Genomic DNA, 24,978 nt, shown 5'->3' with positions numbered 1-24,978 from the left:
TCGACGCCGTTCGAGCTTACGCCCAGCAGATCGCCTCAGAATGCATGCCCGCATTTCTTGCATACGGTCCGCGTTCCCAACACGTAGCTGCCGCATTCCGGGCAGACTTTCGTGCGCCCCTTCTCAACGCATTCGTTGCACAAGGGCCTCTCGAACGGCGTACAGAAGAAGCAGGATTTCTTCACCTCGGCGTTGAGGTGGGTTACCGCCTTCCCTTCGTTGTGGGGGACCGGTGAGCCGCACTTCTTGCACGTTTCCCGTTCGTAGGGGTTGTACCACCCGCATTCCGGACACTCGACGGGGAACTTGTACTCCGCCTTTTTATGGCAACGACTGCACCACGGACTGCATGTCCTGCAATTAGGCATGGCTGCTTCGCCTCATCCTGAAACATCCGGCGTACGCCGTCGAACCCGACGACCCTACGGCGTCGGCGGTTTCGGGGCGCCGGGTGCTTTTGGGGCCGAGGGAGCTCCCGGTGCCTTGGGGGCGCCATCGAGGCCCTGCGGCGTGAGGGAAATCTCTTTGGGCTTGCCCGCGGGGGGAGCCACGGCCTCGTCTGCCGCCTTGCGGGACTCGTTCAGATCGGCTCCGCATTTCGAGCACGTCTCGTTCGTGGGTTTGTTGAACGCACCGCACTCGAGGCATTTGACGATAGTGACGGTGTTGGCTGGTCTGTAACACATGGCAATCTCCTTACTGATACGAATTCTCAGATTCGGCGCTCCGCTGAAACACGGAGCGCCGATGAGACTCGATGCTTACTGCTCGGGTACGTAGACCCAGGTACGGGGCATTTCCTTGGCCATCTCAGCCAACTCGTCCACGGTACCGTACTTCATGCAAGCCGACTGGCAATGATGCACGCAGGTCGGAAGCTTGCCCGCTGCGGTGCGGTCCGCGCACAGGTCGCACAGCGACGTCATAACGGGCAGGTAATTGTACTCGAACTTGCCGTTCGGCATCTTGCGCGGGCCGTCCTCGAACAGCTGGATGCCGTTGGCTTCGCCAGCTTCCCAGCCATGTTCGACCTTGCAGGCCATCTCGCAGGAGTGGCAGCCGGTGCACCACGTATAGTCGATCAAAAGACCGTATTTCTCCGCCATCTTAGAAACCTCCCTTGCGAGTCACGATCTCGCTGGGCGAGCAGTCGTTCTCCTTCGTGACCGGATATATCTTGCAAATCTGGTTGGCGTACGGAGCGCCGTACAGCGTAGGCCCGGTAACGCCCTGAACCGTCAGGTTGTTGATGTTCGAATCGAATACGCCGAACAGGTTGGGCTCTGCGCCGTCCGTCTCGGGGAACCACCAGCCGTGCTCGGAGCGCACGGTGTCGGGCTTGAGCGACGCGTTGAAGCGCACGCGCTGCTTGCACTTGCCGCGCATGTTCTCAACCCAGATCCAGTCGCCCTCGCACACGCCGATCTTGGCGGCGGTGTCGGGATGCAGGTCGGTCAGCGGATCGGGATGCGACTCGCGCAGACGTGCGACCTGGCGCTCCTCCGAGTGGAAGTACTCCCACGTACGGGCGCCGGTAGTCAGAACGTACGGGTACTCGGCGAACAGCTCTGGCGTGGAGATCGGGCTCTCCGGCGGCTCCTCGTAGTACGGCAGCGGATCGAATCCCCATGCGTCGAACAGGGTGTTGAACAGCTCGCACTTGCCGGTGTTCGTGTTGAAGCCGGGCTGTCCGTCGTCGCGCAGCCATCCGAGCTCGTGCTTGCGGTACGCCCAGTCGTCCGGCCAATCAATGACCTTCTCGGTCAGGTCGAGGAACGTCTGGTCGGTCTTGTGCGGCCAACCGGCATGGAAGCGGTTGCCGGACTGGATCCACCACGTCATGAGCTCGACGTCGGTCTCCCACGGGAACAGCCGGGGATTGAGCCTCTTGCCGAGCTCGAGGATGATCTGCTCGTCGGACTTGGCCTCGTAGTAGTCGGCGACCTTGACGATGGAGCGCAGCGGCCACCACCACACGCGGGCGGAGTTGCGCTCGCAACTCATGCCGCAGGGCAGCACGATGTCGGCGCAGGCAACGGCCGTCGGGGTCATGAACACGTCGACGACGACGTTGTAATCCACCGAGCGCATGGCGCGGTACACGCGGGGAGCGTCGGAAGCCATGTTGGCGATCGGGTTGGTGGACTGGATGAACAGCATGCGGATCGGATAGGGCTCGCCGGTCTCGATGGCCTGGAGCACGGTATCGCCGTTCGCCGTCGGGTCGAATCCGAGCGCGTGGAGCGGCGAGGTGTCGACGCCGAGCATCTTGCCGAGCATCTCATCGGAGAGGTTCCACATGCCGCAACCGTACGAGTCGGGAATGTCGTAGGCGCAGCGCGGGATCATCATGCCTCCGGGAACGTCGATGTCGCCGCAGATGGCACCCAGGGAAAGCAACGCCTGGGCCAACGGGATGCCGCAGACGGTCTGGTCGACCTTGAGGCCCCACTGGATGGTGGAGGGATTGCCGCTCGCATAGGCGCGGGCAGCGGCGCGGATGGCTTCGGCGTCGACTCCGGCGATCTCAGCCGCCTTCTCGGGCGGGTATTCCCTGCAGCGCTCGGCCAGCTCGTCGAAACCGTAGCACCAGTTCTCGACGAAGTCGTGATCGTAGAGATCCTCTTCGATGACGACGCCCAGCATGGAGATGACGACTGCAGCATCGGTGCCGGGGCGAACCTGCAGCCAGTGCTCGGCCTTCGAAGCGAGCCAGGTGCACGAGGGATCGAGCACGATCAGCTTCGTGCCGCCTTCCTTCATGACGTCGACGATCCAGTGGCCGAAGAATCCGTCGCCGTTGGAGATGAGAGCGTTGTTGCCGCAAATCAACATGTAATCGGGGAACACGTACTCGGGGTCGGCGAAGCGCTTCTCAAGGTGCTGCGAGCAGTCGGCTACGAAGAAGTCGCCCATGAAGCAGTGGCCGATGGTGGTACGGGGCAGGTAGCAGGCATCGCCCGAGAGGAAGCCGAGAACGAAGTTCGGGCTGCCGAACGCGGCGTAGCTCAGATACGGGGTCTGCCAGCAGATGTTACGGCCGGTGCCCTGCATGGAAACGATGCTCTCCGGGCCGTACTCGTCCCAGATCGCACGAACGTGCTCGGCGATGTCGTCGTACGCTTCGTCCCACGTGATGCGCTCCCACTGGTTGTCGCCGCGCTCGCCTACGCGACGCAGGGGGTACTTCAGGCGGTCGGGATGGTAGAACGTCTCGACGACGTCGAGGCAGCGCATGCAAAGACGGCCCTGGTTGTAGGGCGAAAGCGGGTCGCCTTCGATCTTCTCGACCTTGCCGTCTTTGGTGTAATACAGAACGGAACAACCGTTATGGCAGCCGGGGGCGGTCCACATGTTCGTACGCGTGACCGTGTACTCGCCTTCCTGCCACTGCCAATCGGTTTTGTAGACGTCTTTGTTGACGCCTTCGAGTTCATTGGTAAGCATAGCTTGCTATCCCTCTCTCTCAAATTCTCCTCGTCTGGCCGATCTACACTTCCCCGTCTTTCAGCGTCGGACGCCGAGGCTTCGTCCAATCGCGTCCAGAGGCGTCTTGGGCTTTCTGCTCCCAAGCCTCTTTGTTCTTGTTCGGATCAGCCATGTGCTTGGCTTTCCTGTCCTGCTGGAAATCCTTGTCCAAGTCCTTTCTTTCATCTGCCATACCAAAGTCCTCCTTCCGAAAAACCTGCGCCATGTTCTATGGCATACAATGAAGTTCAAAGCTCGTTCGACTTCGACTCAGCCGTTCGGGCCTTTCGCTATAGGTAGTTGCATGCACCGTGCCAACTTCAAGGAACATGGTGGTAAATTTACTGTTCTACCTGATAGATTGATTAATTTTTCTTTTTTGCGAATTTGCCTCCAGCGGTTGGGAACCGTTGGCGCGGTCTTTCTCGCACCGCTTCTCGGTTCGGCTCTTCTCGATATGCGAATGACTCGCATATTGAGAACGCTCGGTAAAGCGCAGGCGCTTCAGGATGCGAAACGCTTCCCGGCGGATACAATACGCCGCATCGGAAAGGCAAAGCGGGCACCCGTGCTCGGATGCCCGCCATACCCTCGGGATTCGGCGCATGCGACGTCTGGAAGCGCTGTCGCCGTAAACGATTTCGCTAAAGCGCCGAAGGAACCGTTCGCTCGGCCCCTTCGTGCTCGGACGCGCCGTCGGCGCTGTAGAGCTTCGTGAACAGCAGGACCACCGCGCCGAGTACGCAAGAGGCGCAGATGGCGATGGCGCCCGCATGCCAACCGGCAGCCTCGACGATGGCTCCGATGATCGGGGGGCCCAGCAGCACGCCCACGTTGAACCCGATCGACACGACGCCGAGCGCCACGCCCGCAAGCTCCGGCTTCTTGACCGTCTGGGCCGCCATCGTCCACAGAACGCACGGAAAGCCCGCATCGACGAAACCGTAGACGATCACGAAGCCGATAAGGAAGCTCGGGTTGTCCATGAACATGCCGAACACCGAAGCCGCGCCGTAGGCGATGAGCATCACGACGCCGAACAGCTTGCGGTTCTTCACGCGGTTGAGCAGCGCGCCGATGATCACGGCGGCCACCACGCCGAAGATGGAGAAGTAACCGACCCACATGTTCGCCTCGCCCTCCCCCCAGCTGAACGTCTGCGCCCAGCAGGTGGCGATCCAGTTGACGAATCCGAAGCAACCGATGCAGAACAGCATGGTAGCGAGCGATAGAATCCAAGCCGACGGCGATTTTATGCCCTCGGCAATGGATACATCGTCGCTCTCGACGTCCGCGTAGCTGTCTTCGGGCCGCGGACTCTTCACGCACAGGATATAGAATACAAGAGCGACAACGCACGCAGCGAGCCCGAACCACCAGACGCCCTGCCAGCCGAAGCTCGACGTGAGCATTGCGCCCAAGAAGAACATGACCGCCTGCGCGCCCATCTGATACGCTGCCCAGATGCTCATGGGCAGGCCCCGCTTGGCCTCGGGAAACCACATCGCGATAAGCGACGGGCCGATGACCGACATCAGGCCGACGCCCATTCCCTCGATCACGCGGCTCGCCATGAGGATCGCGACGCTGCCGCCGGAGAGCACGCCGATAAGGGAGCCGACAACGGCGCACGCTAAGGCGATGATGCCGCCCTTCTTCGGACCCACCTTGTTGAGAATGACTGCCGTGGGGATGGCGATCACGATGCCCACAAGCGAAAAAAGCGAACTCAACCAGCCGGCCGTAGCCATATCGATGCTAAAGGCATCCATCAAGGTGGTCATGCTGGGTGCTACTTTGTTCTGCACGAGCGCCAACGACACTCCGGCAAAGATGGTCGCAAACGCGACGATCCAGGCCCGTTTCGTTTTCATAAATCCCAATCCTTCCGATTACATTGACGATTCAGGGCTATCGCTAGCCGTTGCCCTGCCCGACGCGAGCGTCCGCCTTGCTCGAATCGTGGTCGTACGTTTTAACGAAAATGAACAGCACTGCGCCGATGACGGACGCTACAGCCAGCGGTACCGTAGCGGTCGCCCATCCGTAGTACTCGATAAAATACCCGGTCACCGGGGGTCCGAGCAGCGTTCCGATATTCAATCCAACGTTCAGGATGCCGATAGCGGTACCCGAGTACTCGGGCTTCTTGGCCGTCGAGGGGCACAGCGTCCAGTACACGGTCGGGATGGAGCCCTCGAGGAACGGATAGACGAGTATGAACGGAATCAGCAGGCCGGGTTCGTTGAGCCTGAAGCAGATGAACAGGATGAACGTGTACAGTGCAAACCCCACCGTGCCGACGAAGCGGCGGTGGTTGAGCTTGATGTGGTTCAAGAACCAGCCGATCAGGATGACGACCGGAATCTCGATGGCGTACATGATCGATACCCACCAGTTGGATTGGTTCATGTCCCCGTTGAAGAACGTCTGCGCCCAGTACAGCGAGATGTAGGTGGCGAACCCGAAGCAGCAGAACGTGAAGATGGTGCCGGCCAACGTGAGGATCCAGGTCGAAGACGACTTGAATCCGTCGCCGAACCTGAACTCCTCCTCGTCTTCGCCCTCGGCGTAGTTCGGCGTGCCCGCGGGCGGCGCGTCGACCTTCCACATGTACAGGATTAAAACGACGACGCAGAACGCCACGCAGAACCACCAGACGCCCTGCCAGCCGAACGCGGTGGTCAGGCCTCCCGCAATGAAGAACAGCAACGTCTGCGAGCACATCATCCACGAGCCCCACAGGCCCATGGGCAGACCGCGCTTCTCCGCCGGGAACCACATCGAGATCACGGCGGGCCCGACGACGGCTATCATGCCGACGCCCACGCCTTCGAGAACGCGCGTCGCCATGAGCACGGTGAGATCGGTAGCAAAAGCCCCGATGATACCGCCGATGGCGGCGCATGCGAGCGAAATGGCGCCGATTTTCTTCGGGCCCAGCTTGCGCATGAGCATCGATGCGGGAATGGCTGTAACCATACCCATGATAGTGAAAACGGACGTGAGCCAACCTGCGTCCGTTTCGCCGATGTTGAAGTACAGCATGATAACGTCGAGGCACGGTGGAGTCTTGTTTTGAACGTTGGCAAGTGCAAAGCCGCCGAAGAACGCGATGATCACAACGACCCATGCGGCCGCCGTCTTCTGTTTTTTAGTCAATCCGATTCCTCCTTATTCCGGCAATACCCGTCTATGCATGAAACCGGTTCCTAAAACGCTCTCGCTTAGAACGGATGCAGGGATAACAGCTTCGCGATTCCCCCGAGAAGCTGCGCGCCCGTTCGTGCGGCTGGTCCCTTCCAGCCAAGCCAAAGACGCCTCGTATGTATCGATGCAAGAACCATGCCACTTTCCCGCTTCACGAATAGGGCAGGTCAGGAAGGATTCCTTCGAAACGGATGAAAGCAGTCCGTCACAATATGAGAATGTATGAGAATGATTGAGACGCGGGGATCAGTCCGCGCTCAGGCAAAGCGGATCATGCGAAAATCCGCTCGGCGCCTTTGGGCGAAGAGCGGCCGCTTCGCTCGAAAGCAAGATCTAGCAGCGCCGACGGGCGGCGCGGGCGGGAATGCCCAGTTCGTCTCGGTACTTGTTGACCGTTCTGCGAGAAACGGAAACGCCTTCACGCGCAAGCAGGTCGGATACCGCTTGATCGCTGAGCGGCGCCGAAGCGTCCTCGTTCGCAATGAGCTCGCTTATGCGGTGTTTGACGCTCACCGACGACACCACGCGATCGGCCGCCCGATAGGCCGATGAGTGAAAGAAAAACCTCAGCTCGAATACGCCGCGGGGGGTTTGCATGTAGTTGCCGCGGACGATGCGGCTCACCGTTGACTCGGACACGTCGGAAGCGTTGGCCACCTGGGCCATAGTGAGGGGCCTCAGGCAATCGTAGCCCCTCACAAAGAACTCGATCTGCATCTGCACGATGCAGCATGCGATCTTATACAGCGTAGCATGCCTGAAGTTGATGCCGTCGATAAGGCTTTCGGCTTCTTTGAGCTTCTCGGTAAGATACGCCTTCGCTTCGCTTTCCTTCGCAGTCGAGGCCAACGTGCGGTATGTGGGGTTGATTTTCATATGGGGAAGGTAAAAATCCTGAAGGCTCACCGTATATTCACCGTCCGCGCCCAGCTCCACGACCACTTCGGGCCAAATGGGGCGCGACGGCTGGCCGAACTGCGCGGCGGGACGCGGGTTGCACGTCCGAATCACATCGAGCGCCTCGTTCAGCTCCGCAAGCGTGACTCCCATGTCCCGGGCAATCGAAGCGGGGGTTCGCGTTTCGAAATCAGCGAGATAGTTTTTTATCAGACGCTCGAGCATCGGAGTCAAATCGCCGCTCTTCCTCAGCTGCAGCTCGAGGCATTCGGCAAGATTTCGTGCGGCCACCCCGGTCGGCTCGAACTGCTGGACAAGGGACAACACCCGTCCGACCTCCCCCTCGGAGATTCCCAAGGCGGCTGCCACCTGATCAACGGACATGCAAAGATAGCCGTTCGAATCGAGGTTGCCGATAAGGTACTTGCCGACAACCATCGTCCTCGTACAATCGGACTGAATGCGCAGCTGATCGCTCAAGAACGCATCGAGCGAATCCGTCTCTGTCAGGTAGCGGTCGATCGAGAAGGATCGCTGCGACATGTCGCTTCGCTCTCTGTCGAAACTCTCCGGACTGCCGTGCCCCCGCTTTTCGAAGAGCGCATCGGCGCTCACGTCCTGCATATAGCGCTCGGGGATGGCCGGATGACGCGGTTCGACCCAATCGTCCTCGTCGAGAAACGGGTTTTCCTCAACGCACTGCCGCACGTACTCGCACAACTCTGCCGCCGACATGCGCAGGATGGATATGCCCTGCTTGAGCTCGGTGGTGAGATGCAGATGCTGATTGAGGGATAGATCCGGTCTTTGGTCGAACTTCATGCGGCTACCTCGTTTGTCGGATAGAAACTCGCCACGCAGGCCATCGTGCGGCAATCTGGTGCGCAGCGCCTATAGTACCACGACAAAGCGACGCGGCGTCAAAGCCAAACATCCGAAGAAACCCGCATGCTGCCGTATAGAAGGGCCCGATGCGATACAATAGCGCTGAACAGCAAGCGCCGAGAGCGCATCGCCACCGCACAGTAGGAGCACACGACATGAGCAGCGCATCGAACGACCCCGGGCGGGAAGCCCGCAGCCCCATCCCCTACCTTTCGCTCGATCCCGATATTGCCGATGCGATACGCAGCGATCGGGCGAACGGTGTCGGCAACCCCTATCGATTCGACGACGAGCACGTCGTTCGCCGTCAGGCAAACGAGCACGACGAAGCGACGCTCACCCGTCCCGCTTTCGGACGCGATATCGAGAAGATCATCAACGTTCCCGCCTACAACCGCTATGCGGACAAAACGCAGGTGTTCTCGTTCATACAGAACGACGACATCTCGAGGCGCGGCCTGCACGTGCAGCTCGTGAGCCGCATCGCCCGCAACATCGGCGGAATACTCGGTCTCAACATCGATCTCATCGAAGCGATCGCCCTCGGCCACGATGTGGGACACACCCCGTTCGGCCACGCCGGCGAGAAGTTCCTCGGCAAGCTCTACCACGCCAACACCGGCCGCTTCTTCAACCATAACGTCCACTCGGTACGCGTGCTCGACAAGCTCTTCAGGCGCAACATCAGCCTGCAAACGCTCGACGGCGTGCTCTGCCACAACGGAGAGTTCGCCCAGCAAGTGCTTTCCATGAGCGACCTTCCCGATTTCGATACGTTCGACGCCATCGTGGAACGCTGCTACACCGACGAAACGACGATCAAGACCCTGCGGCCCTCGACGCTCGAAGGATGCGTGGTGCGTGTGAGCGATATGATCGCCTACCTCGGCAAAGACCGCCAAGACGCCATCGACATGGGCGTGCTCGGTTCGCTTTCGAGCTTCGACTCCCAGGTGATCGGCCGAGGGAACGCCCAGATCATCAACAACCTCACCGTCGATATCGTGAACAACAGCTACGGCAAGGACCGCATCGCCATGAGCAAGGCCGTATTCGACGACCTCAAGCGCGCAAAGACGCAGAACTACGAGCAGATCTACTTCAACGAAGGCGTGATCTCGGGTTACGGCAACATCGTCGAAGAGATGTTCGCCGAGATGTACGGAAAGCTGCGCGCCCAGCTCGTCGCACGCGACGAGGGCTCGCCGATATTCCGCCACCACATAGCGAACCTCGTCACGAAATCGCGAACGGTCCGCGCCGACGAGTACCTTGCCGAGAATCCCGATCAGATCGTCGTCGACTACATGGCCTCGATGACCGACAGCTACTTCACGACCCTCTACGAGTTCCTCTTCCCGAAAAGCGACAAGCACATCATCACGCAGGATTATTGCGCCGACCTGCGAGGCTGAGCACCCCGAGCGCACAGCCTCAAACCGATGAAACCGCCAAGCGAACAGGACCACCATGAAGATTCTCATAGCTTCCGACATACACGGCTCCGCCCGTTTCTGCAGCACGCTCGCCGACCGCATCGACGAGGAAGCGCCCGATCGCATCCTCCTCTTGGGGGATCTGCTCTACCATGGGCCGCGCAACGCCCTGCCCGACGGATACGATCCGAAAACCGTCGCCCGCATCCTCAACGATCTCAAAGACCGCATCGTTGCCGTGCGCGGCAATTGTGAAGCCGAGGTCGATCAAATGGTGCTCGAATTCCCCTGCATGGCCGACTACACCGAGCTCGTCGACGATCGGGGCAGGATGCTGTTCGCCACCCATGGCCACCTCTGGAACCCCGAAAACCTTCCCTACCTCGCCTTCGGCAGTGCGTTTCTTTACGGGCACACGCACAAAAAGCAGCTCGAGCGTGAAAACGCTGCCGGCATCCTGCTCGTGAATCCCGGCAGCGTCTCGATCCCGAAGGACGGAAGCCGCAGCTTCGCCCTGTTCGAAGACGGGGTCTTCTCGCTCAAGGCTCTTTCGGGCGAACCGATCGCCGAAGCCGCGCTTTAGCCCTGCGATCCGCCCCGCGATCTGGGGTCGCCTGTCCGCCGCAACCGTTAGATGAACCAGAAAAAAGCCGCCTTCCTTGGTGGTAGCATGGGCGCTTGCACAAACACCCACCATTGCAAGGAGGACAAAGCATGGAATCATCTTCCATCAAAAAGTACGCCGCAGAAGCTTTCGGCACCTGCGTGCTCACCCTGTTCGGCTGCGGAAGCGCAGCGGTAGCGGGATCGGTGCTCGGCACGCTCGGTATCGCGCTCGCGTTCGGCCTGTCGATCGTCGCCATGGCGTTCGTAATCGGGGGGACGTCGGGCTGCCACATCAACCCCGCCGTCTCATTCGGCCTGTTCCTCGACAAGCGCTTGTCGGGCAAAGATCTGATCGGGTACTGGGTCGCGCAGTTCGTCGGCGGCATCGTCGGCGCGGCGCTCCTCTACTTCATCATCGCGAACTGCGCGAGCCTCGGCGGCGTGGCCGCAACGGGCCTCGGATGCGACGGCTACGAAGCCGCGTCTTCGGTGGGCATAAGCCTGATCGGCGCATTGGTCGTCGAGGTTATCCTCACCTGCATCTTCGTTCTTTCGGTGCTCGGATCGACCGCGAACGAGAAGACGGCCCCCTACGCGGGCATCATCATCGGCCTCACGCTCGCCTTCGTCCACATCATGGGCATTCCGCTGACGGGAACTTCGGTGAACCCCGCACGCAGCTTCGGCCCCGCGCTGCTCATGGCCCCGATCGATCCGACCGCGATCTCCCAGGTATGGGTGTTCGTTGTCGCGCCGCTCGTCGGAGCAGCTCTTGCCGCCGTTATCTGGAAGGCTTTCAAAACCGCGAAGTAATCCGCTTCGCACGAATCCCCAAAGCCCCCGCGTCATCGCCCGGCGATCGAATCGGGGGCTTTCCCTTGCCGCGCACCCGATGTCCACCAACCGCCTTCGTGCGAGGCCTTTCGGCGTCTATTATCGGAATCGTTATCCACGACCTGCGACGATGCGGCCGAATAATGCTATGGTGCCCCGAGATTCATCGCACGAAGGCGGTTGGCGGACATCGCGGATCCGAAACGAAGGGCGGCGAGGTCAAAGAGCCCGTCAGCTGACCCGTCCGCTTTCCACCGAGTACGTCGCGTCGGCGAACATACAGGTCGATGCTCGATGGCTCACGAGCACGATGGTCTTGTCGGCCTTGCTCGCCTCGAGCGCCGAAAGCACCGACGCTTCGTTGAGGCTGTCGAGGTTCGAGGTGGGTTCGTCGAGGAGCACGAACGGGGCATCGTAGAGGAACACGCGCGCAAGCCCGATACGCTGGCGCTCGCCCCCCGACAGCGTATCGCCGAGCTCGCCGACCGGCGTGTCAAAGCCCTGCGGCAGCCGTTCGATCAGGTCGAGGATCGCCGCTTTTCGGCAGGCCTCGTCGAGTTCCGCATCGCTCGCTTGGGGCTTCACCAGCGCGATGTTCTCACGCACGGTTCCTGCGAACAGATGGGTTTCCTGGGTCATGTAGCTCTCGTTTTCGCGCAGGCTCTCGGTGTTGACGCTGCGTACGTCGATACCGGAAAGCGCGATGGATCCGCTCGTCACATCCCAGAACCGCATGAGCAGCTTAAGGAAGGTCGACTTGCCCGACCCGCTGCGTCCTGCGATGTTCACGACGGTACCCGGTCGAATTACCAGGCTCACATCGTCGAGGATAGGTTCGCTTCCGTACGAGAAACCGACGCCGTTCGCCCGAGCGCCCGAGAAGGCGATGTCGGCGCCGTCGGCCACATCCTCGACTTCCGGGTTTTCATCGAGCACGTCGAGCACGCGCGCGCCCGAAGCAAACGTCTGCTGCAGCGTCGAGCCGAGGTTGGCAACCGCAATCACCGGGCCGAACGAGGACATGAAGGCCATCGAGCAGATAAGCGCGCCCGGGAATCCGACCTCCCCCGCCGCGTACAGACCGAAGGCTAGCGCAACCATGAGGACATCGAAGGCGAGCACAAGGGCGCCCGTGAGCGCCATGAAGCGGCCCGTCCTGCGCTTGAGCACGGCCTCGACCGTCGCAAGCCCGTCGGTGCGCTCTTCGAGCTCGACCGAGCGCTTCTTTTCGCGCCCGTACTGGAGCGTCTCGCGCAATCCGCGCAGGCTGTCGAGCACGAACGTGTTCATATCGCCCACCTGATCGCGGAACGCCCGCCCGCCTTTGCCCGCCATACGCGAAGCAACAAGGGGTACGGCAAGCCCGATCACCAGGTAAGCGCCCAGAGCCAACAAAGCGAGCGGCAGCGAGAACGTTCCGATGAACACGGTCATGATCAGCGATACGATGATCGCAATGGCGATAGGCGATATGGTATGAGCGTAAAATACCTCGAGCAGTTCGATATCGGAGGTCAAAAGCGATATGAGGTTGCCTTTGTCGCGACCCTCGAGCTTCGCCGGCGCAAGGCGGCGCAAGGCGCCGAACACCTTATCGCGAATGAGCGCGAGAAGCTTGAACGCAATGAAATGGTTGCAGAGCTGCTCGCCGTAGCGCAGGGGTCCGCGCACGATGCCGCATACCGCAACGAGCACGCACGCTGCGGTAAAGCCGATGCCGGCAGGCATCCCCGCTGCGTCGACGATGCCGTAAGCACCGAACGTGGTGAGGAAGATCGCCGCCAGAAAGCCCGCTGCGCCAAGCACGATGGCGAGGACCATGTACGGCAGCAAGGGGCCGACGAGCGCAATGAGCCGAAGCATGACGGAGAGGTTCGAGCGCCTCTTCTCCGGCGCCGTCGATATCCCCCCCGCATCGGTCGGCCCGTCTGCGCCTTGCCCGCCGACCCACGACGCGTCGGCCGCATCCATCGGCACCGCGGTCGAGGGCGCTGCTTCGGCAGGCTCGCATACGGCATGCTCGCGGGCGGCGTACGCCTCGAGTTTTGCCTGCTGGTTCCACAGCTGCGCATACACCGAATCGTTCGCGAGAAGCTCGTCATGGGTTCCCGCTTCGGCAATGCGCCCGTCCGCCATCGCGTAGATGCGATCGGCGCCCTTGATGGCCGCAAGGCGGTGCGAGATCATGATGACGGTCTTCGTGCGCGCAAGCTCGCCGATCGTCTCGATGAGCGCCGCTTCGCTCTCCGCATCGATGTTCGAGGTGGCCTCGTCGAAAACGTAGATGTCGGCGTCGTGCAGCAGAGCGCGCGCCATGGCGAGACGCTGGCGCTGGCCGCCCGAAAGATTCGCCGCCTGTTCCGCAAGCGGCATGTCGAGACCGCCCGCCGCGCGAACGAAATCGCCGAGACGACAGCGGTCGAGCGCGTGCCAAAGCTCATCGTCAGAGGCGGTCGGCTTACCCATGAGCAGGTTCGACTTCACGCTCCCCTTGAACAGGTAGCTCGAAAAGGACACGGTCACGAGCGATCGCATGAGCGATTCGCGGGAAATCTCCAACGCATCGGTCCCGCCGATCGTAACCGAACCGGCGTAGGCGGCGTTTCGGCCCGAGAGGATGCCGGCAAGCGTCGACTTGCCCGAGCCGCTCTCCCCCACGATTGCCGTGAAACGGTTTTGCCCCGCATCGAAGTCGACGTCACGGAGCACGGTGCGCACGCCGTCGTACGAGTACGTGAGACCGCGGCACTCGATCGAGCAGTTGGCGGGATCGATGCGCTCGCTCCCGCGCTCGGGTTCAGGCGCGTCGATGAGATCGAACATCTTTTCAGCCGCCGCAATGCCGTTCATGGCGGTATGGAAAAACGAGCCCAACGTGCGCATGGGGATGAAGAACTCAGCGGAAAGGAACACGATGACGAACGCCGCCGCCAGCGACGCCGCTTGCCCCGCAAACTGGAACAGCACGACGATGATGCCCACCGCCGCGCCGCCGTATGCAAGCAGGTCCATGACGTTGATCGAGTTGAGCTGCATCGAGAGCAGCTTCATGGTGGCCTGCCTGAAGCCTTCGGCCTCTTCGTTCATGCGCTTATGGCGCGCACCGTCGGCACGGTATATCTTCAGCGTCGTAAGACCCTGCAGGTTCTCGAGAAACGTTCCCCCGAGATCGGCGTATTTGCCCCAATAGGAGCGCACGACCCGCTTGGCGATCCGCTGTATGGCCATGATGGAAACGGGGATGAGCGGCACACACACGAACAGCACGATAGCGGCGGGAAGGCTCCACGGCGCCAAAAAGCAGAACAGCGTAATGGGCGCGACGATCGCATAGAACAGCTGCGGCAGATACGAACCGAAGTACACCTCGAGCTGTTCGGCGCCCTCGACGCTCATCTGCACGGCTTCGCTCGTCGGCACCTTCTCGGCATAGGCGGGACCGAGCCGCGCGAGCTTATCGTACACCGCCTGGCGCATCGTCTTCTTGGCGATGGAGGCGGCTTTGCAGCTCATCGACTGGGCCGCCGTCGTGCAGATTGCGCGGACGGCGATGGCGGCCGCGGCAACGAGAAGCACGGTGCCGAGGGTAACGCCTCCCGATGTCGCAGCAAGCGTGTCGTAGATGAAAAGCCCGATAGTCACCATCATCGCGATGTTGGCGATAAGGGACACCCATTGGAACACAACGTTGGCCAGAATATAGCGCATGGCCGTCGGCACCATGGCCAAAAGCCGTTTATTGAACATCGAACCTCGCCTTTGCAGTCGCATCTAAGTAGTTATCCTAGACTAACACAATACGGTTAGATTTGGTCAACTTTTCGCCGAGAGACTGCCGAGTACGCCGACGAGAGACCGACGGGATAGACGCCGAGGGATCGCGGCGAGACAGTGCGCTGAAAGCCGGGCGGCCGTTAGCCCGCCTTGTCGGTTTTCACGATGAAACCGAAGTAGACGATGTGTCCGATCCATACGGCGGCGAGCACCACACGCCCGATCGGCACGTTCGCCATAAGGGCGAACCCGATGGCAAGCAGAATCGTCACCGGTACGAGTATGGAGAGCTTCGCCTTCACCGTCATGGAGCGCTTCGTGGCGTAGCCTTCGAGAACCCGCTTGTAGAGCTTGGTCGATCTGAACCAACTATTGAGTCTGTCGGAGCTGCGGGCAAAAAAGAACGCGGCAGCGAGCAGAAACGGCGTGGTCGGAATGACTGGAAGCACTGCTCCGACGACCCCGAGCCCGAAACACGCGAAGCCGCCCGCCGCCCAAAGCGCCTTGGCATAGCCCTTGCGCTCCTTGGCTTTGGCAGCGTGAGGCGATTGCGCCGCATCTGTCGGGACGGTTTCGACCGCCACGCCCTCGACTGCATCGCCGACCAGCTCGAATTTTTTCATGCGTGCACCCGCCTCCTTGCAGTTCCGTCTCGGCCTCGCATTTTAGTTTGCTTAAGTTAACTTATAGGGACATGGTACCCAAAGATCGATAAAATGTAAACCATATCTAATTTTTGGGTGACAGAACCCTATGCCCCGTTGCAACGCATCCCGCCGCAACGGGACGCGCAATCGATGCAGGGCTATCGCGCGCAACCGCCCGCACCCAAGCCGCTGGGCGGGCTTGCACCTACGTTTTCGGCACGTCGCGAACCCGCCCTTGCCTTATCTCAAGCGATATGCCGAACCGTTGCGCGCGCTCAACGTAACGGTTGTCGCATTATGGAGAAGCGACGAAGTCTGCGGCTGCAGGAGGCCCCCGATGCCCGCTGCCAGCAAAACGCTGTTCACAACCATAACGCCCCCATACGAACCGTTCATGCGAGACATGAGCGCGCTGCCGAGCTTGCGAAGCTCTACGAGCGCCTCGAGCGATCCGCCCGAAAGCGTCACATCGGCCACTTCTTTGGCGATGGCAGTTCCCTGCCCCATCGCTATTCCGACATCGGCCGCAGAGAGAGCGGGCGAATCGTTCACGCCGTCGCCCACCATGACCACGCAACTTCCCTCGGCACGCAGGGCCTCCACAAACGCATGCTTGTCTGCCGGCAGCATGCTGGCGTGAAATTCGACGATGCCCGCGTCCTCGGCGATGCGCGCCGCAGTCCGCTCGTTGTCGCCGGTCAACATCACGACACGGTTGAACCCGAGCCGGCGAAGCTCGTCGATCGATTCCGCCACACCCGCCTTCAGCGGGTCCTCGATGCCGAGCACGCCGATCAACTCGCCATCAACCGCAAGGTAGAGCGGCGAGAGGCCTTCTGTTTCGCAGGCGATCTTCTGTTTCTGCTCGTCGCTTATGGGAACACCCTCGTCTTCCACGACGAAATGCTCCGATCCGATCACGACGCGCTTTCCCTCGAGCGACGAGGCGATACCATGTGCGACGATGTATTCGACGGCAGCATGGCGCTCGCGGTGCTTGAGGTTCTTTTCCGCCGCAGCGCGCACGACCGCACGAGCGACGGGATGGGGAAAGTGCTCTTCGAGGCAGGCAGCGAAACGCAAGACCTCGCGGCGGTTCCATCCGTCGAGAGCAAGCACGCAGGCGACCTTCGGCAACGCCTCGGTAAGCGTACCCGTTTTATCGAACACGATCGTATCGGCTGCAGCCATGGTTTCGAAATGCTTCGACCCCTTTACCGTTATGCCCGCCTTCGCGCTTTGGCTCATCGCCGAAAGCACGGCGATCGAACCGGTCAGCTTAAGCGCACACGAGTAATCAACCATAAGGGCGGCCGATGTCTTAAGCAGGCTGCGCGTCGCAAGCGCGACGACTCCCGCAAGCAGGAAATTCCACGGCACGATGCTATCGGCAAGCGCCTCCATACGCGATTGGCTCCCCGATTTGCATGCCTCCGATTGCTCCACGAGCGAAACGATCGAGCGCAGCTTCGTGTCGCCCGTATTCGCTTTCACCCGCACGAAGATCTCGCCATCCTCGACAGCGGTGCCTGCAAACACGTCGTCGCCAACCGTACGCTCGACGGCGAGCGGCTCACCGGTCAGCGTGGCCTGGTTCACCATGGCGACGCCTCTCTCGACAACGCCGTCGATGCCGATGGACATACCCGTTCTCACCACCACGAGATCTCCCTCGCACAGCGAGCTCGACGAAACCGCCGCCTCTTGCCCGCCCTTGACGAGCTGGGCGGTTTCGGGCATATCGAGGAGCGTGTAGATGAGCTCGCTTTCGGAGCGCGCTCGCGTGTACTCCTCGAGCGTTTCGCCGAGGTCGAGCAGGAACATCGTCTGGCCCGCTGTCCGGGGATCGCGCTTGATAAACGACATGCCGATGGCCGCCGCGTCGAGAACGGGAACGTCGAGCCGCGATCTTCCGAGCGAGCGAATCGCCGCACGGAGGAATGTGCGGTAGCGCCATAGGGTGACAACCGCCGCAATCGGCTTGGGAAGAAACCACCGGCGCGCAAAATAAGATCCGACAAGCGCTGCGATGTCCATGAGAAGCGAATGGGTTCGCGGAACAAGAGCCAGGGCGCAATCGTCGCGCGCATGCTCGATCTCGGCCGCGTCGAGCGACGAAAGCCTCTCGAGAACCCGAGCACGGCCGCCCACCCCCGCATACTCGATAGCTACAGACCCGGCACGGGGGTATACCACAACCTTTTTAGCCGCGTCGCATCGGCAGAGCGTTCTTGTCAAAGGGTCGATATCCCGATCAGGGATGCTGCCAGGCAACCGGACCCGTATGCGACCCGGTATTTCGTGCTCTATCGCGTAATGCATGCGTTACTTCTTCGCGGAAGATTTAGCCTGTGCCTTCGCCTTGCCGTCCTCGGCAGCCACCTGCGTTTCCGCAGCGTCGTCACCCGACGCCACGCTGATGTACTGCGCTTCGGCTACGATGTCGTCGACTTGGGCTTTCGCTTGCTCGACAATGTTCTCGTAGCAGTTTTTGGCTTGAATCCCCTTCGCAACGCCCTGCACATAGGCTTTTTTCGCCGTACTGCTTGTAAGGGCTTTCACGCCCACGGTTCCCAGAAGGAAACCTGCACCAACCAGCAAACCGCCCTTCGTTTTCGTTTTCATGAAACCGCCTTCCAGTCTTCCTGAACGTTTCTCCTTTAATGCAAATAAGTTGCATTAACCTAACTTTTTATACGATAATACGGACAGAATAATTAGTCAACGGTGGTTAACTTTACATTTGCCGCCAGAAAAACCAGAAAGAGAGGTGCCCATCCATGAAGCAGCATCGTTTTTGGGCTTGGGCGGGCGTGGTATGCGCCGCCATGACGCTCTATACGGGGTATAAGAGAAAATAGACCTCGCAGCAGCCGCCACCGCAGAGCGCAAGCAAGTCGGGACGCTTTGCGCGCCCAGACGGGTGCCGCGCCCTCGCACGGCACCCGAGCCGCACCCCGCAACAGCTGCAGCGCTCGGCCCTACCCTGCCGCCGCTACCGTGCGGCCGGCGAGCTTCCACCCGATGGTGCGCTCGCGCATGCTCACGAAGTCGGCGTAGATGCCCGTCTCGCCCATGAGCTCGTCGTGCGTGCCGCGCTGCACGATGCGTCCCCGATCGAGTACGATGATCTGGTCGGCATTGCGCACGGTCTTCAGGCGATGGGCGATCATGATGACGGTCTTCTCCCGCGTGAGCTCGGCGACCGCCCGCTGCAGATCGCGTTCGTTTTCAGGATCGACGTTGGCCGTCGCCTCGTCGAGGATGATGATCGGCGCATCCTTGAGGATGGCGCGCGCAATCGAGATGCGCTGGCGCTCGCCGCCCGAAAGCGCCGCACCGCCCTCTCCGATGCGCGTTTCGTAGCCGGCAGGCAAGCTCTCGATGAACTCGGTGCAGCACGCGCGCTTCGCCGCATCGACCACCTCGGCATGGGTCGCGCTCGGCCGTCCGAACTTGATGTTGTTCTCGATCGTGTCGTCGAACAAATACACTCCCTGAAACACCATCGAGAAGTTCGCGAGCAGAGCGTCCACCTCGAAATCGCGGATGTCGGTGCCGCCGAGCGTGATCCTGCCCGCATCCACGTCCCAGAACCGAGCCATGAGCTGCGTGAGCGTAGTCTTGCCCGACCCGGAGGGGCCGACGATCGCGCACGTGGTCTTCTCGGGAATGGACAGCGATACGCGGTCGACGACCACACGCTCGCCGTAGCCGAACGACGCATCTTCCACGACGAGGTCGAAGTTTTCGGGGCTAGCAGCACACGCTCCCCCGTCCATCACGGGCGTCGTTATCATCGCGTTCACCTTGTCCATGCTGATGTCGATCATGCGCAGCAAACTTGCGAATACGCCCGACATCTCGATCTTACCGTACACCATGAACGAGGCGACGATCATAACGAGGCAAACGCCCGCCTCCATCGTGCCTGCAATCCAACACCATATCGCAACGAGGCACATCGCCACGCTCGAGGCCTTGGTGAGCAGCGTCTGCGCGATCGCGTATTTGATGAACTTGAGTTCGAGACGGACGTTCATGCGCTCGCACTCGTCGATGGCACCTTTGAGTTTCTGCTCCGCGTCGCCGACGAGCGAGAACGCGCGCACCACCCCGATGCCCTGCACGTACTCGAGCACGGCGCCGACGATGGCGCTCTGTGCTGCGACGCGACGCCCGGTCACCTTCTTGGACGCACGCTGCATGAGCGCGTTGATGCCGAGGAACAGCGCGATCGTCGCCACGACGATGAGCCCGATGCGCCAATCGAAGAACAGCAGCATGATAGCCATAATCGAGGAGAACACGAAACCGGAGATCACGTTGGTGTACACCATGCCGCCCGCGTTCTGCACGTCGTCGAGCGTATTGGTCATGGTGCCCGAAATGCTCCCGAGGCTGTTTTCGTTGAAGTAACCCATCGGCAGGTACCGCATGCGGTCGCCGATCTGCGTGCGCTTCTCGCCGGTCATCGAGAAGTTCCCCTTGCAGAAGTTCTCGCTCTTGAAGTGCGCCGTGACGAAGCAGCCGAGGATGCTCGCGAGCATGATGGCGAGCGAGGTCAACAGGGTCGTTTGGGTAACGGCGCCCCTCGCAAGGGCAAAGAGCACGACGGCGAACGCCATCATCTGCCAGGCCTCGAAGAACGAGTTGAGCACCGAGAACGCCATGCCCCGCTTGAGGTATTTCGCATAGCTGCCGCCGAAGGCGAAGTATTTTTTGAACGTTGAGAACAACTTAACCTCCTTACGCAGCGTCTTTGGCATCGATGTGGGCTTCGTACATGTGCGCGTAGAGCGGACACGTCGCCAGCAGTTCGCCGTGGGTCCCCTGCGCCTCGATGCGGCCGTCCGCCACCACGACAATCGAATCGGCGTCGGTGATGGTCGAAAGGCGATGGGCGATCACGATGAGCGTCTTGCCGGCGACGAGCTTGCCGACCGCCGCCTCGATGACCGCCTCGTTCTCGGGGTCGGTGTAGGCCGTCGCCTCGTCGAGGATCACGATCGGCGCGCTTTTGAGCATGGCGCGTGCGATGGCGATGCGCTGGCGCTCGCCTCCCGAGAGATGTCCGCCCGAGCCGCCGACCACGGTTTCGAAACCGTGTTCGAGGCTCTCTATGAACTCGTAGCACCCGCTTTGCTTCGCCACCTCGATAACCTCGCTGTCAGAGGCGCCGGGTTTGCCCATGCGAATGTTTTCCATAACCGTATCGTCGAACAGGTAGTTGTCTTGCTCGACGAACGAGACGAGATCCATAAGCTGGCCGGGCGGCATATCGTTGACCGAGACGCCGCCGATGCGCACCGCGCCCGAACTCGCGTCCCAGAAACCCGCGATGAGCCGCGCGAGCGTCGACTTGCCCGAGCCGGACGGCCCCACGAACGCCGTCACCGAATTCGGCTCGATTGTCAGATCGATACCGTGGACGACCTCCTCGCGGCCGTAGGAGAAACGCACGTTCTCAAGTTCGATGCGCGTGCCGTCCGTTGCAGCGGGCGAGGTTGCGCGGCGTTGCTCGGGCACATCGAGGATACCCGTGATCTGCTCGACGACGGTCCCGATCTGGGCGAGCGAATCGATGAAGTTCATCGCGGCGTAAAGGGGCGGGAAGATGCCGAGCGAGAGCACGGCGACCATGACGAACGTAGCAGGATCAAGCGTGCCTTCCATGACGAAGAAGCACCCCGCCGGCAGTACGGTGACGAGCGTCGCCGGCCAGATGGCAAGGCCGCCGTCCTGGAATATCTGGCAGTGGTGCATCCAATCGATGAACGAGCGGGCGTATCGTGTGACCGCATTCGAGAACTTTTCGTACGAGCTTGCCGACTGGCCGAACGCCTTGATCACCTCGATGCCGCCCACGTACTCGACCGATGCCGCGCTCATCTCCTCACCGGCCTGGACGGTCTTCTCGTACCACGACGCATAGTCGCGCATCATGCCCATGTAGCAGATGAACCCGATGGGCAGTGTGACGAGGGCAATAAGCGCCATGCGCCAATCGAGCGTGAACATGAACACGATCACGGCGATGGGCACGAGCAGGTTCGAGGTCATCTCGGGCACAACGTGCGCGAGGGTGGTCTCGATGCTGTCCACCTTTTCTACCATGATGTTCTTGAGCTTACCCGACGGCGTATCGAGCACGTATCCCATCGGCACGCGCGTGAGCTTGTCCGCCAGGCGGCGACGCACCTTCGAGATGGTGGCGAACGTGGCCTTGTGGGATAGGGTCGTCGAAGCGTTGTGGCAGATGATAGAGATGAGGTAGCCCGCCGCAGCGATCCCGCACCATCCGAGGTAGAACGCGAAATCGCGCGTTTGGGCGAGCACACCTGCGATCATCTGACCCACCGCGAAGTACGGCACGATGCTCCCCGCCACCCCGATAACGGCGAGCAGCACGGAGGCAACGCACCACGACCTTTTCTCACCCGACCACGAGAGCAGCAAGGCAACCGGGTTTGCGGGCCGGCCCCTTCCCTCTTCCACAGCAGTTTCGGGCACATCCCCCGCTTCGGGCTCGGCAGCCGCTACGGGTGCACCTGTCCTTTCAGGCGTACCCGCCGCTTCAGATCTGGCAACTGTCCCGGTTGCGCCTACCGGTTCAAGACTCACTCCCTCTTCGGTCGCACCCGCCACGTCGGCCGAGACCGTGTTTCCAACATCCATACGCTCGTCCTTTCACGCGTATTGAAAGTTATCTATGGCTTACATTGGGAAGTATAACACTGTTATGTTAGATAGTGATAACTTTTTCTTCCGTACCCGCATCCGATGCGCTTGCGTACCTGCATCCAACGCGCCCCATGAGTCCAGCCCTGCGCCTAACAGCGAAGAAGTCCGAAAACAACAGAAAGCAAAAGCTTTTCGTCGCCGCTCCGTGCTTCTCCTTCGATCGATTTCTTTGGCTCTTCGCTGATCCGGAAATAAGGAAACGGCAAGCCGATACCGCGTATTTTTCGCCGATTCTTCTACATGGATGCCCGCTGCGACGAAAACTTCCGTTTTCCGCCTCGAGCCTAAGGTCCGACGCCGAGCCGAAGGCAGGCTCTCGGGCAGTAAAAGGCGTCTCTGCGTGCAGAAATGTTCGGTTTGGACGCACGGACGGCGATGATCGGTGTCCTGTCCAACTGCAGGCTACCGCTCACCAGGGATAACGCAGCTGAAGATGCGCAAGAGGCCTCGAGATGATGTTCGAACTTACAGAAATCCGCGCTTTACCTCTCCCAAACCGAACATTTCTGTCGCCGGGACACGTTTTTGGCACCCAAGACATGCCACGCTGAATTTTCGCATGAAAACGGCCTCGGCGGTTGATAACCGCCGTCTTGGAAAACCCTATGACTTGAAGACGGCCAAAGGGTTTTCCGTTGCCCGCGCAAATGCTGCGGGATCCGGCGAGATCGAACGTTGCGCCGCTTTGCGCTCGAAACGCCGTGCCACCGAAAGGAAGATCCGCTCAAACAAGCTGTCCTTTCGCCATGGCGCATCGGCACATCTCATTTCAGTAAGGCATTTCAGTTGCTTAAAACGCCATCTCGATACAAGAAACTGCCGTTGTGCGCTCATCGAAGGTTCGCCCAGAACCAAAATAGGCCAGCGCATTAAGCGCCATCTGCGAAAACGAAAACGCGCTATACGCGCAATCAACCGGTAATGGCGAGTGTCGACCGTTCGAGGCCGTCCCAGAACGCAAAACCGCAATTTCTTGCACCGAACCCCCGCTTCGCCTGCGCGGTCGCACCTAGCAGGCGCGTCAGTGCCCCGTCAAGCGCCCGCATCGCTCCGCCCCTGGAACACGCGCCCTACTGCGCGTCTTTCGAATCCTCGCTTTGCTGCGGCTCCATGAGCGCGACGTAGCCCGCATGGAAGAACCGCTCGTAGTCGGCGATGAAACCATGCGCCTCCCCACGCGGCATGCCGGCGAGCAGCGGCTCGAAGTAGCCGCGGAAGAACATGCTCGACAGGATGCGGGCCGTCGCAGGAGACATCGCGGCCAGCTCGACGCCCCGCTCGCGCATCTCGCGCGTGTAGCGGTGGGTGCTCTCCTCCTCGACGTCGACGAAGCGCTCCATGTAGGTCTCCCACGACGTACCGGCCGACTTGGCGAAGATCAGCAGGAACTCCCCGCGATGGTCGTACACGAAATCGAGCATCTCGTGCACGACCCCCCTCTCGAAGTCCTGCATGCCCTCGAAAGTCTGATCTTCGAACGGCAGCGCGTAGAACCGTTCCTGGGAGGCGATGTAGCGCGCGAGGAGCTCGTCGCCGGCAGGCGCGACGATAGCGTCGAACAGCGCTTCTTTGCTGGGGAAATACCCGTATATGGCACCAGTCGTCACCTCGGCGGCAGCGGCGATCGTTCTGAGCGAGGCCCCGTTGAAGCCCTTGTCCATGAACTCCCGCACCGCACACGACATGACGCGCTCGCGCGCGCCCGCCCCGTTCCGCGCGTCGTCTCGTTGCATGGTCCTCCGATCCCCGGCTCGTATTCGCTGCAGTACCGCCATGATACCGCAATCGGAGCCGGGCGGGCAGTGCGCTTCAGACGAAGCGCCCGCNCCCGGTATATGGCACCGGCCGTCCCCTGGGCGGCAGGGGCGACCGTTCTGAGCGGGGCCCCGTTGAGGCCCTTGTCCATGACCTCCCGCACCGCACCCGACATGCCGCGCTCGCGCGCGCCCGCCCCGTTCCGCGCGTCGTCTCGTTGCATGGTCCTCCGATCCCCGGCTCGTATTCGCTGCAGTACCGCCATGATACCGCAATCGGAGCCGGGCGGGCAGTGCGCTTCAGACGAAGCGCCCGCTGCCGTCGCCGCCGAAGCGCGGCGCTAGGCCTCCCAACGCACGCGGTGCTCGAACGGGATGCACGTCACGACGGTCGCCCCGTCGAGACAGACGGATTCGAACAGCTTCGGCTTCAGGCAGCCGCGGTCGATCAGATAGTCGAGGATCTGCTCGAACTCCGCTTTGCGCAAACCGAACCGCTCGCTGAGATCCGCATAGGAATACGTCCGCCCCTCTTCAAGCGACTTGCAAACGCCAACCACCATGAAAACCGCCTTTCGCCAACCTGTACCGAAACCATGATACCATAAGTTAGCTATTGTTAACTTATGGGCACCAATAGCACGATTTCCTCACAGCACCTTCGCCCAAACAAAGGAAGCGCCCGAAGGCGCTTCCTTGACTGCTTGATCGCCATGCGCGATG

The 24,978-nt window shown here is 61.0% G+C and carries 19 protein-coding genes; 3 read left to right on the top strand and 16 right to left on the bottom strand.

Annotated features, from left to right (window positions below; translation table 11 throughout):
• Positions 1-35: 35 nt before the first annotated feature.
• The 8 genes from C1722_RS16665 to rpoN form a co-directional block, all read right to left on the bottom strand.
• On the bottom strand, positions 36-368 hold the full coding sequence (locus C1722_RS16665) for a hypothetical protein (protein WP_146040592.1): 333 nt from the start codon (positions 366-368) through the stop codon (positions 36-38).
• 54 nt (positions 369-422) lie between these two features.
• Complete coding sequence (locus C1722_RS03405; protein ID WP_102377994.1) at positions 423-686, bottom strand: hypothetical protein; 264 nt, start codon at positions 684-686, stop codon at positions 423-425.
• A gap of 75 nt (positions 687-761) precedes the next feature.
• Positions 762-1,106, bottom strand: coding sequence for a 4Fe-4S dicluster domain-containing protein (locus tag C1722_RS03400; protein WP_102377993.1), 345 nt, complete (start codon positions 1,104-1,106; stop codon positions 762-764).
• Position 1,107: 1 nt separating this feature from the next.
• Positions 1,108-3,447 (bottom strand): molybdopterin-dependent oxidoreductase, encoded by a 2,340-nt coding sequence (locus C1722_RS03395; RefSeq protein WP_102377992.1) that lies wholly within the window; start codon positions 3,445-3,447, stop codon positions 1,108-1,110.
• Between the two features lie 43 nt (positions 3,448-3,490).
• Positions 3,491-3,661 carry a hypothetical protein gene (locus C1722_RS16840; protein ID WP_180995017.1) on the bottom strand — a complete coding sequence of 57 codons (171 nt, stop codon included), beginning with the start codon at positions 3,659-3,661 and terminating at the stop codon, positions 3,491-3,493.
• A 451-nt stretch (positions 3,662-4,112) separates the two neighbouring features.
• On the bottom strand, positions 4,113-5,342 hold the full coding sequence (locus C1722_RS03385) for an MFS transporter (protein ID WP_102377990.1): 1,230 nt from the start codon (positions 5,340-5,342) through the stop codon (positions 4,113-4,115).
• Positions 5,343-5,385: 43 nt separating this feature from the next.
• Complete coding sequence (locus tag C1722_RS03380; RefSeq protein WP_102377989.1) at positions 5,386-6,630, bottom strand: MFS transporter; 1,245 nt, start codon at positions 6,628-6,630, stop codon at positions 5,386-5,388.
• Between the two features lie 381 nt (positions 6,631-7,011).
• Positions 7,012-8,397, bottom strand: coding sequence for an RNA polymerase factor sigma-54 (gene rpoN, locus C1722_RS03375; RefSeq protein WP_102377988.1), 1,386 nt, complete (start codon positions 8,395-8,397; stop codon positions 7,012-7,014).
• 218 nt (positions 8,398-8,615) lie between these two features.
• Between rpoN and C1722_RS03370 the strand changes: the two genes are divergently transcribed.
• From C1722_RS03370 to C1722_RS03360, 3 genes are all read left to right on the top strand, one after another.
• A complete protein-coding gene (locus C1722_RS03370) occupies positions 8,616-9,875 on the top strand; it encodes a deoxyguanosinetriphosphate triphosphohydrolase family protein (protein WP_102377987.1) in 1,260 nt (419 codons plus the stop codon).
• 55 nt (positions 9,876-9,930) lie between these two features.
• The gene (gene yfcE / locus C1722_RS03365; RefSeq protein ID WP_102377986.1) at positions 9,931-10,479 is read left to right on the top strand and encodes a phosphodiesterase; all 549 of its coding nucleotides are present in this window, start codon (positions 9,931-9,933) and stop codon (positions 10,477-10,479) included.
• Between the two features lie 131 nt (positions 10,480-10,610).
• Positions 10,611-11,315: an aquaporin gene (locus C1722_RS03360; protein WP_102377985.1), complete on the top strand. Its 705-nt coding sequence runs from the start codon at positions 10,611-10,613 to the stop codon at positions 11,313-11,315.
• Positions 11,316-11,567: 252 nt separating this feature from the next.
• Here C1722_RS03360 and cydC read toward each other — a convergent pair whose 3' ends face one another.
• The 8 genes from cydC to C1722_RS03320 form a co-directional block, all read right to left on the bottom strand.
• A complete protein-coding gene (gene cydC, locus C1722_RS03355; RefSeq protein WP_102377984.1) occupies positions 11,568-15,083 on the bottom strand; it encodes a thiol reductant ABC exporter subunit CydC in 3,516 nt (1,171 codons plus the stop codon).
• Between the two features lie 167 nt (positions 15,084-15,250).
• Positions 15,251-15,733, bottom strand: a complete 483-nt coding sequence (locus C1722_RS03350) for a YbaN family protein (protein ID WP_102377983.1) — start codon at positions 15,731-15,733, stop codon at positions 15,251-15,253.
• A 264-nt stretch (positions 15,734-15,997) separates the two neighbouring features.
• Positions 15,998-17,995: a heavy metal translocating P-type ATPase gene (locus tag C1722_RS03345; RefSeq protein WP_244902429.1), complete on the bottom strand. Its 1,998-nt coding sequence runs from the start codon at positions 17,993-17,995 to the stop codon at positions 15,998-16,000.
• 87 nt (positions 17,996-18,082) lie between these two features.
• Positions 18,083-18,382 carry a DUF6110 family protein gene (locus C1722_RS03340; RefSeq protein WP_102377981.1) on the bottom strand — a complete coding sequence of 100 codons (300 nt, stop codon included), beginning with the start codon at positions 18,380-18,382 and terminating at the stop codon, positions 18,083-18,085.
• A gap of 356 nt (positions 18,383-18,738) precedes the next feature.
• Entirely contained in the window at positions 18,739-20,496 is a 1,758-nt protein-coding gene (locus C1722_RS03335) for an ABC transporter ATP-binding protein (protein WP_102377980.1), read from the bottom strand.
• Between the two features lie 10 nt (positions 20,497-20,506).
• Positions 20,507-22,435: an ABC transporter ATP-binding protein gene (locus C1722_RS03330; RefSeq protein WP_244902428.1), complete on the bottom strand. Its 1,929-nt coding sequence runs from the start codon at positions 22,433-22,435 to the stop codon at positions 20,507-20,509.
• 1,136 nt (positions 22,436-23,571) lie between these two features.
• The gene (locus C1722_RS03325; RefSeq protein ID WP_180995016.1) at positions 23,572-24,234 is read right to left on the bottom strand and encodes a TetR/AcrR family transcriptional regulator; all 663 of its coding nucleotides are present in this window, start codon (positions 24,232-24,234) and stop codon (positions 23,572-23,574) included.
• A gap of 362 nt (positions 24,235-24,596) precedes the next feature.
• The gene (locus C1722_RS03320; protein ID WP_102377978.1) at positions 24,597-24,818 is read right to left on the bottom strand and encodes a hypothetical protein; all 222 of its coding nucleotides are present in this window, start codon (positions 24,816-24,818) and stop codon (positions 24,597-24,599) included.
• Positions 24,819-24,978 lie beyond the last annotated feature (160 nt).

The organism is Raoultibacter timonensis (genome assembly GCF_900240215.1).
GTDB lineage: Bacteria > Actinomycetota > Coriobacteriia > Coriobacteriales > Eggerthellaceae > Raoultibacter > Raoultibacter timonensis.
The sequence above is the reverse complement of the archived record's forward strand: the minus strand, read 5'-3'. Positions and strand labels throughout refer to the sequence as shown.

Bases quoted from the DNA above. Each gene is read 5' to 3' on its own strand.
- yfcE (WP_102377986.1), top strand. From the start codon at position 9,931: ATGAAGATTCTCATAGCTTCCGACATACACGGCTCCGCCCGTTTCTGC.
- rpoN (WP_102377988.1), bottom strand. From the start codon at position 8,397: ATGAAGTTCGACCAAAGACCGGATCTATCCCTCAATCAGCATCTGCAT.
- C1722_RS03330 (WP_244902428.1), bottom strand. From the start codon at position 22,435: ATGGATGTTGGAAACACGGTCTCGGCCGACGTGGCGGGTGCGACCGAA.
- C1722_RS03370 (WP_102377987.1), top strand. From the start codon at position 8,616: ATGAGCAGCGCATCGAACGACCCCGGGCGGGAAGCCCGCAGCCCCATC.
- C1722_RS16665 (WP_146040592.1), bottom strand. From the start codon at position 368: ATGCCTAATTGCAGGACATGCAGTCCGTGGTGCAGTCGTTGCCATAAA.
- C1722_RS03325 (WP_180995016.1), bottom strand. From the start codon at position 24,234: ATGCAACGAGACGACGCGCGGAACGGGGCGGGCGCGCGCGAGCGCGTC.
- C1722_RS03360 (WP_102377985.1), top strand. From the start codon at position 10,611: ATGGAATCATCTTCCATCAAAAAGTACGCCGCAGAAGCTTTCGGCACC.
- C1722_RS03405 (WP_102377994.1), bottom strand. From the start codon at position 686: ATGTGTTACAGACCAGCCAACACCGTCACTATCGTCAAATGCCTCGAG.
- C1722_RS03320 (WP_102377978.1), bottom strand. From the start codon at position 24,818: ATGGTGGTTGGCGTTTGCAAGTCGCTTGAAGAGGGGCGGACGTATTCC.
- C1722_RS03395 (WP_102377992.1), bottom strand. From the start codon at position 3,447: ATGCTTACCAATGAACTCGAAGGCGTCAACAAAGACGTCTACAAAACC.
- C1722_RS03400 (WP_102377993.1), bottom strand. From the start codon at position 1,106: ATGGCGGAGAAATACGGTCTTTTGATCGACTATACGTGGTGCACCGGC.
- C1722_RS03385 (WP_102377990.1), bottom strand. From the start codon at position 5,342: ATGAAAACGAAACGGGCCTGGATCGTCGCGTTTGCGACCATCTTTGCC.
- C1722_RS03340 (WP_102377981.1), bottom strand. From the start codon at position 18,382: ATGAAAACGAAAACGAAGGGCGGTTTGCTGGTTGGTGCAGGTTTCCTT.
- C1722_RS16840 (WP_180995017.1), bottom strand. From the start codon at position 3,661: ATGGCAGATGAAAGAAAGGACTTGGACAAGGATTTCCAGCAGGACAGG.
- C1722_RS03350 (WP_102377983.1), bottom strand. From the start codon at position 15,733: ATGAAAAAATTCGAGCTGGTCGGCGATGCAGTCGAGGGCGTGGCGGTC.
- cydC (WP_102377984.1), bottom strand. From the start codon at position 15,083: ATGTTCAATAAACGGCTTTTGGCCATGGTGCCGACGGCCATGCGCTAT.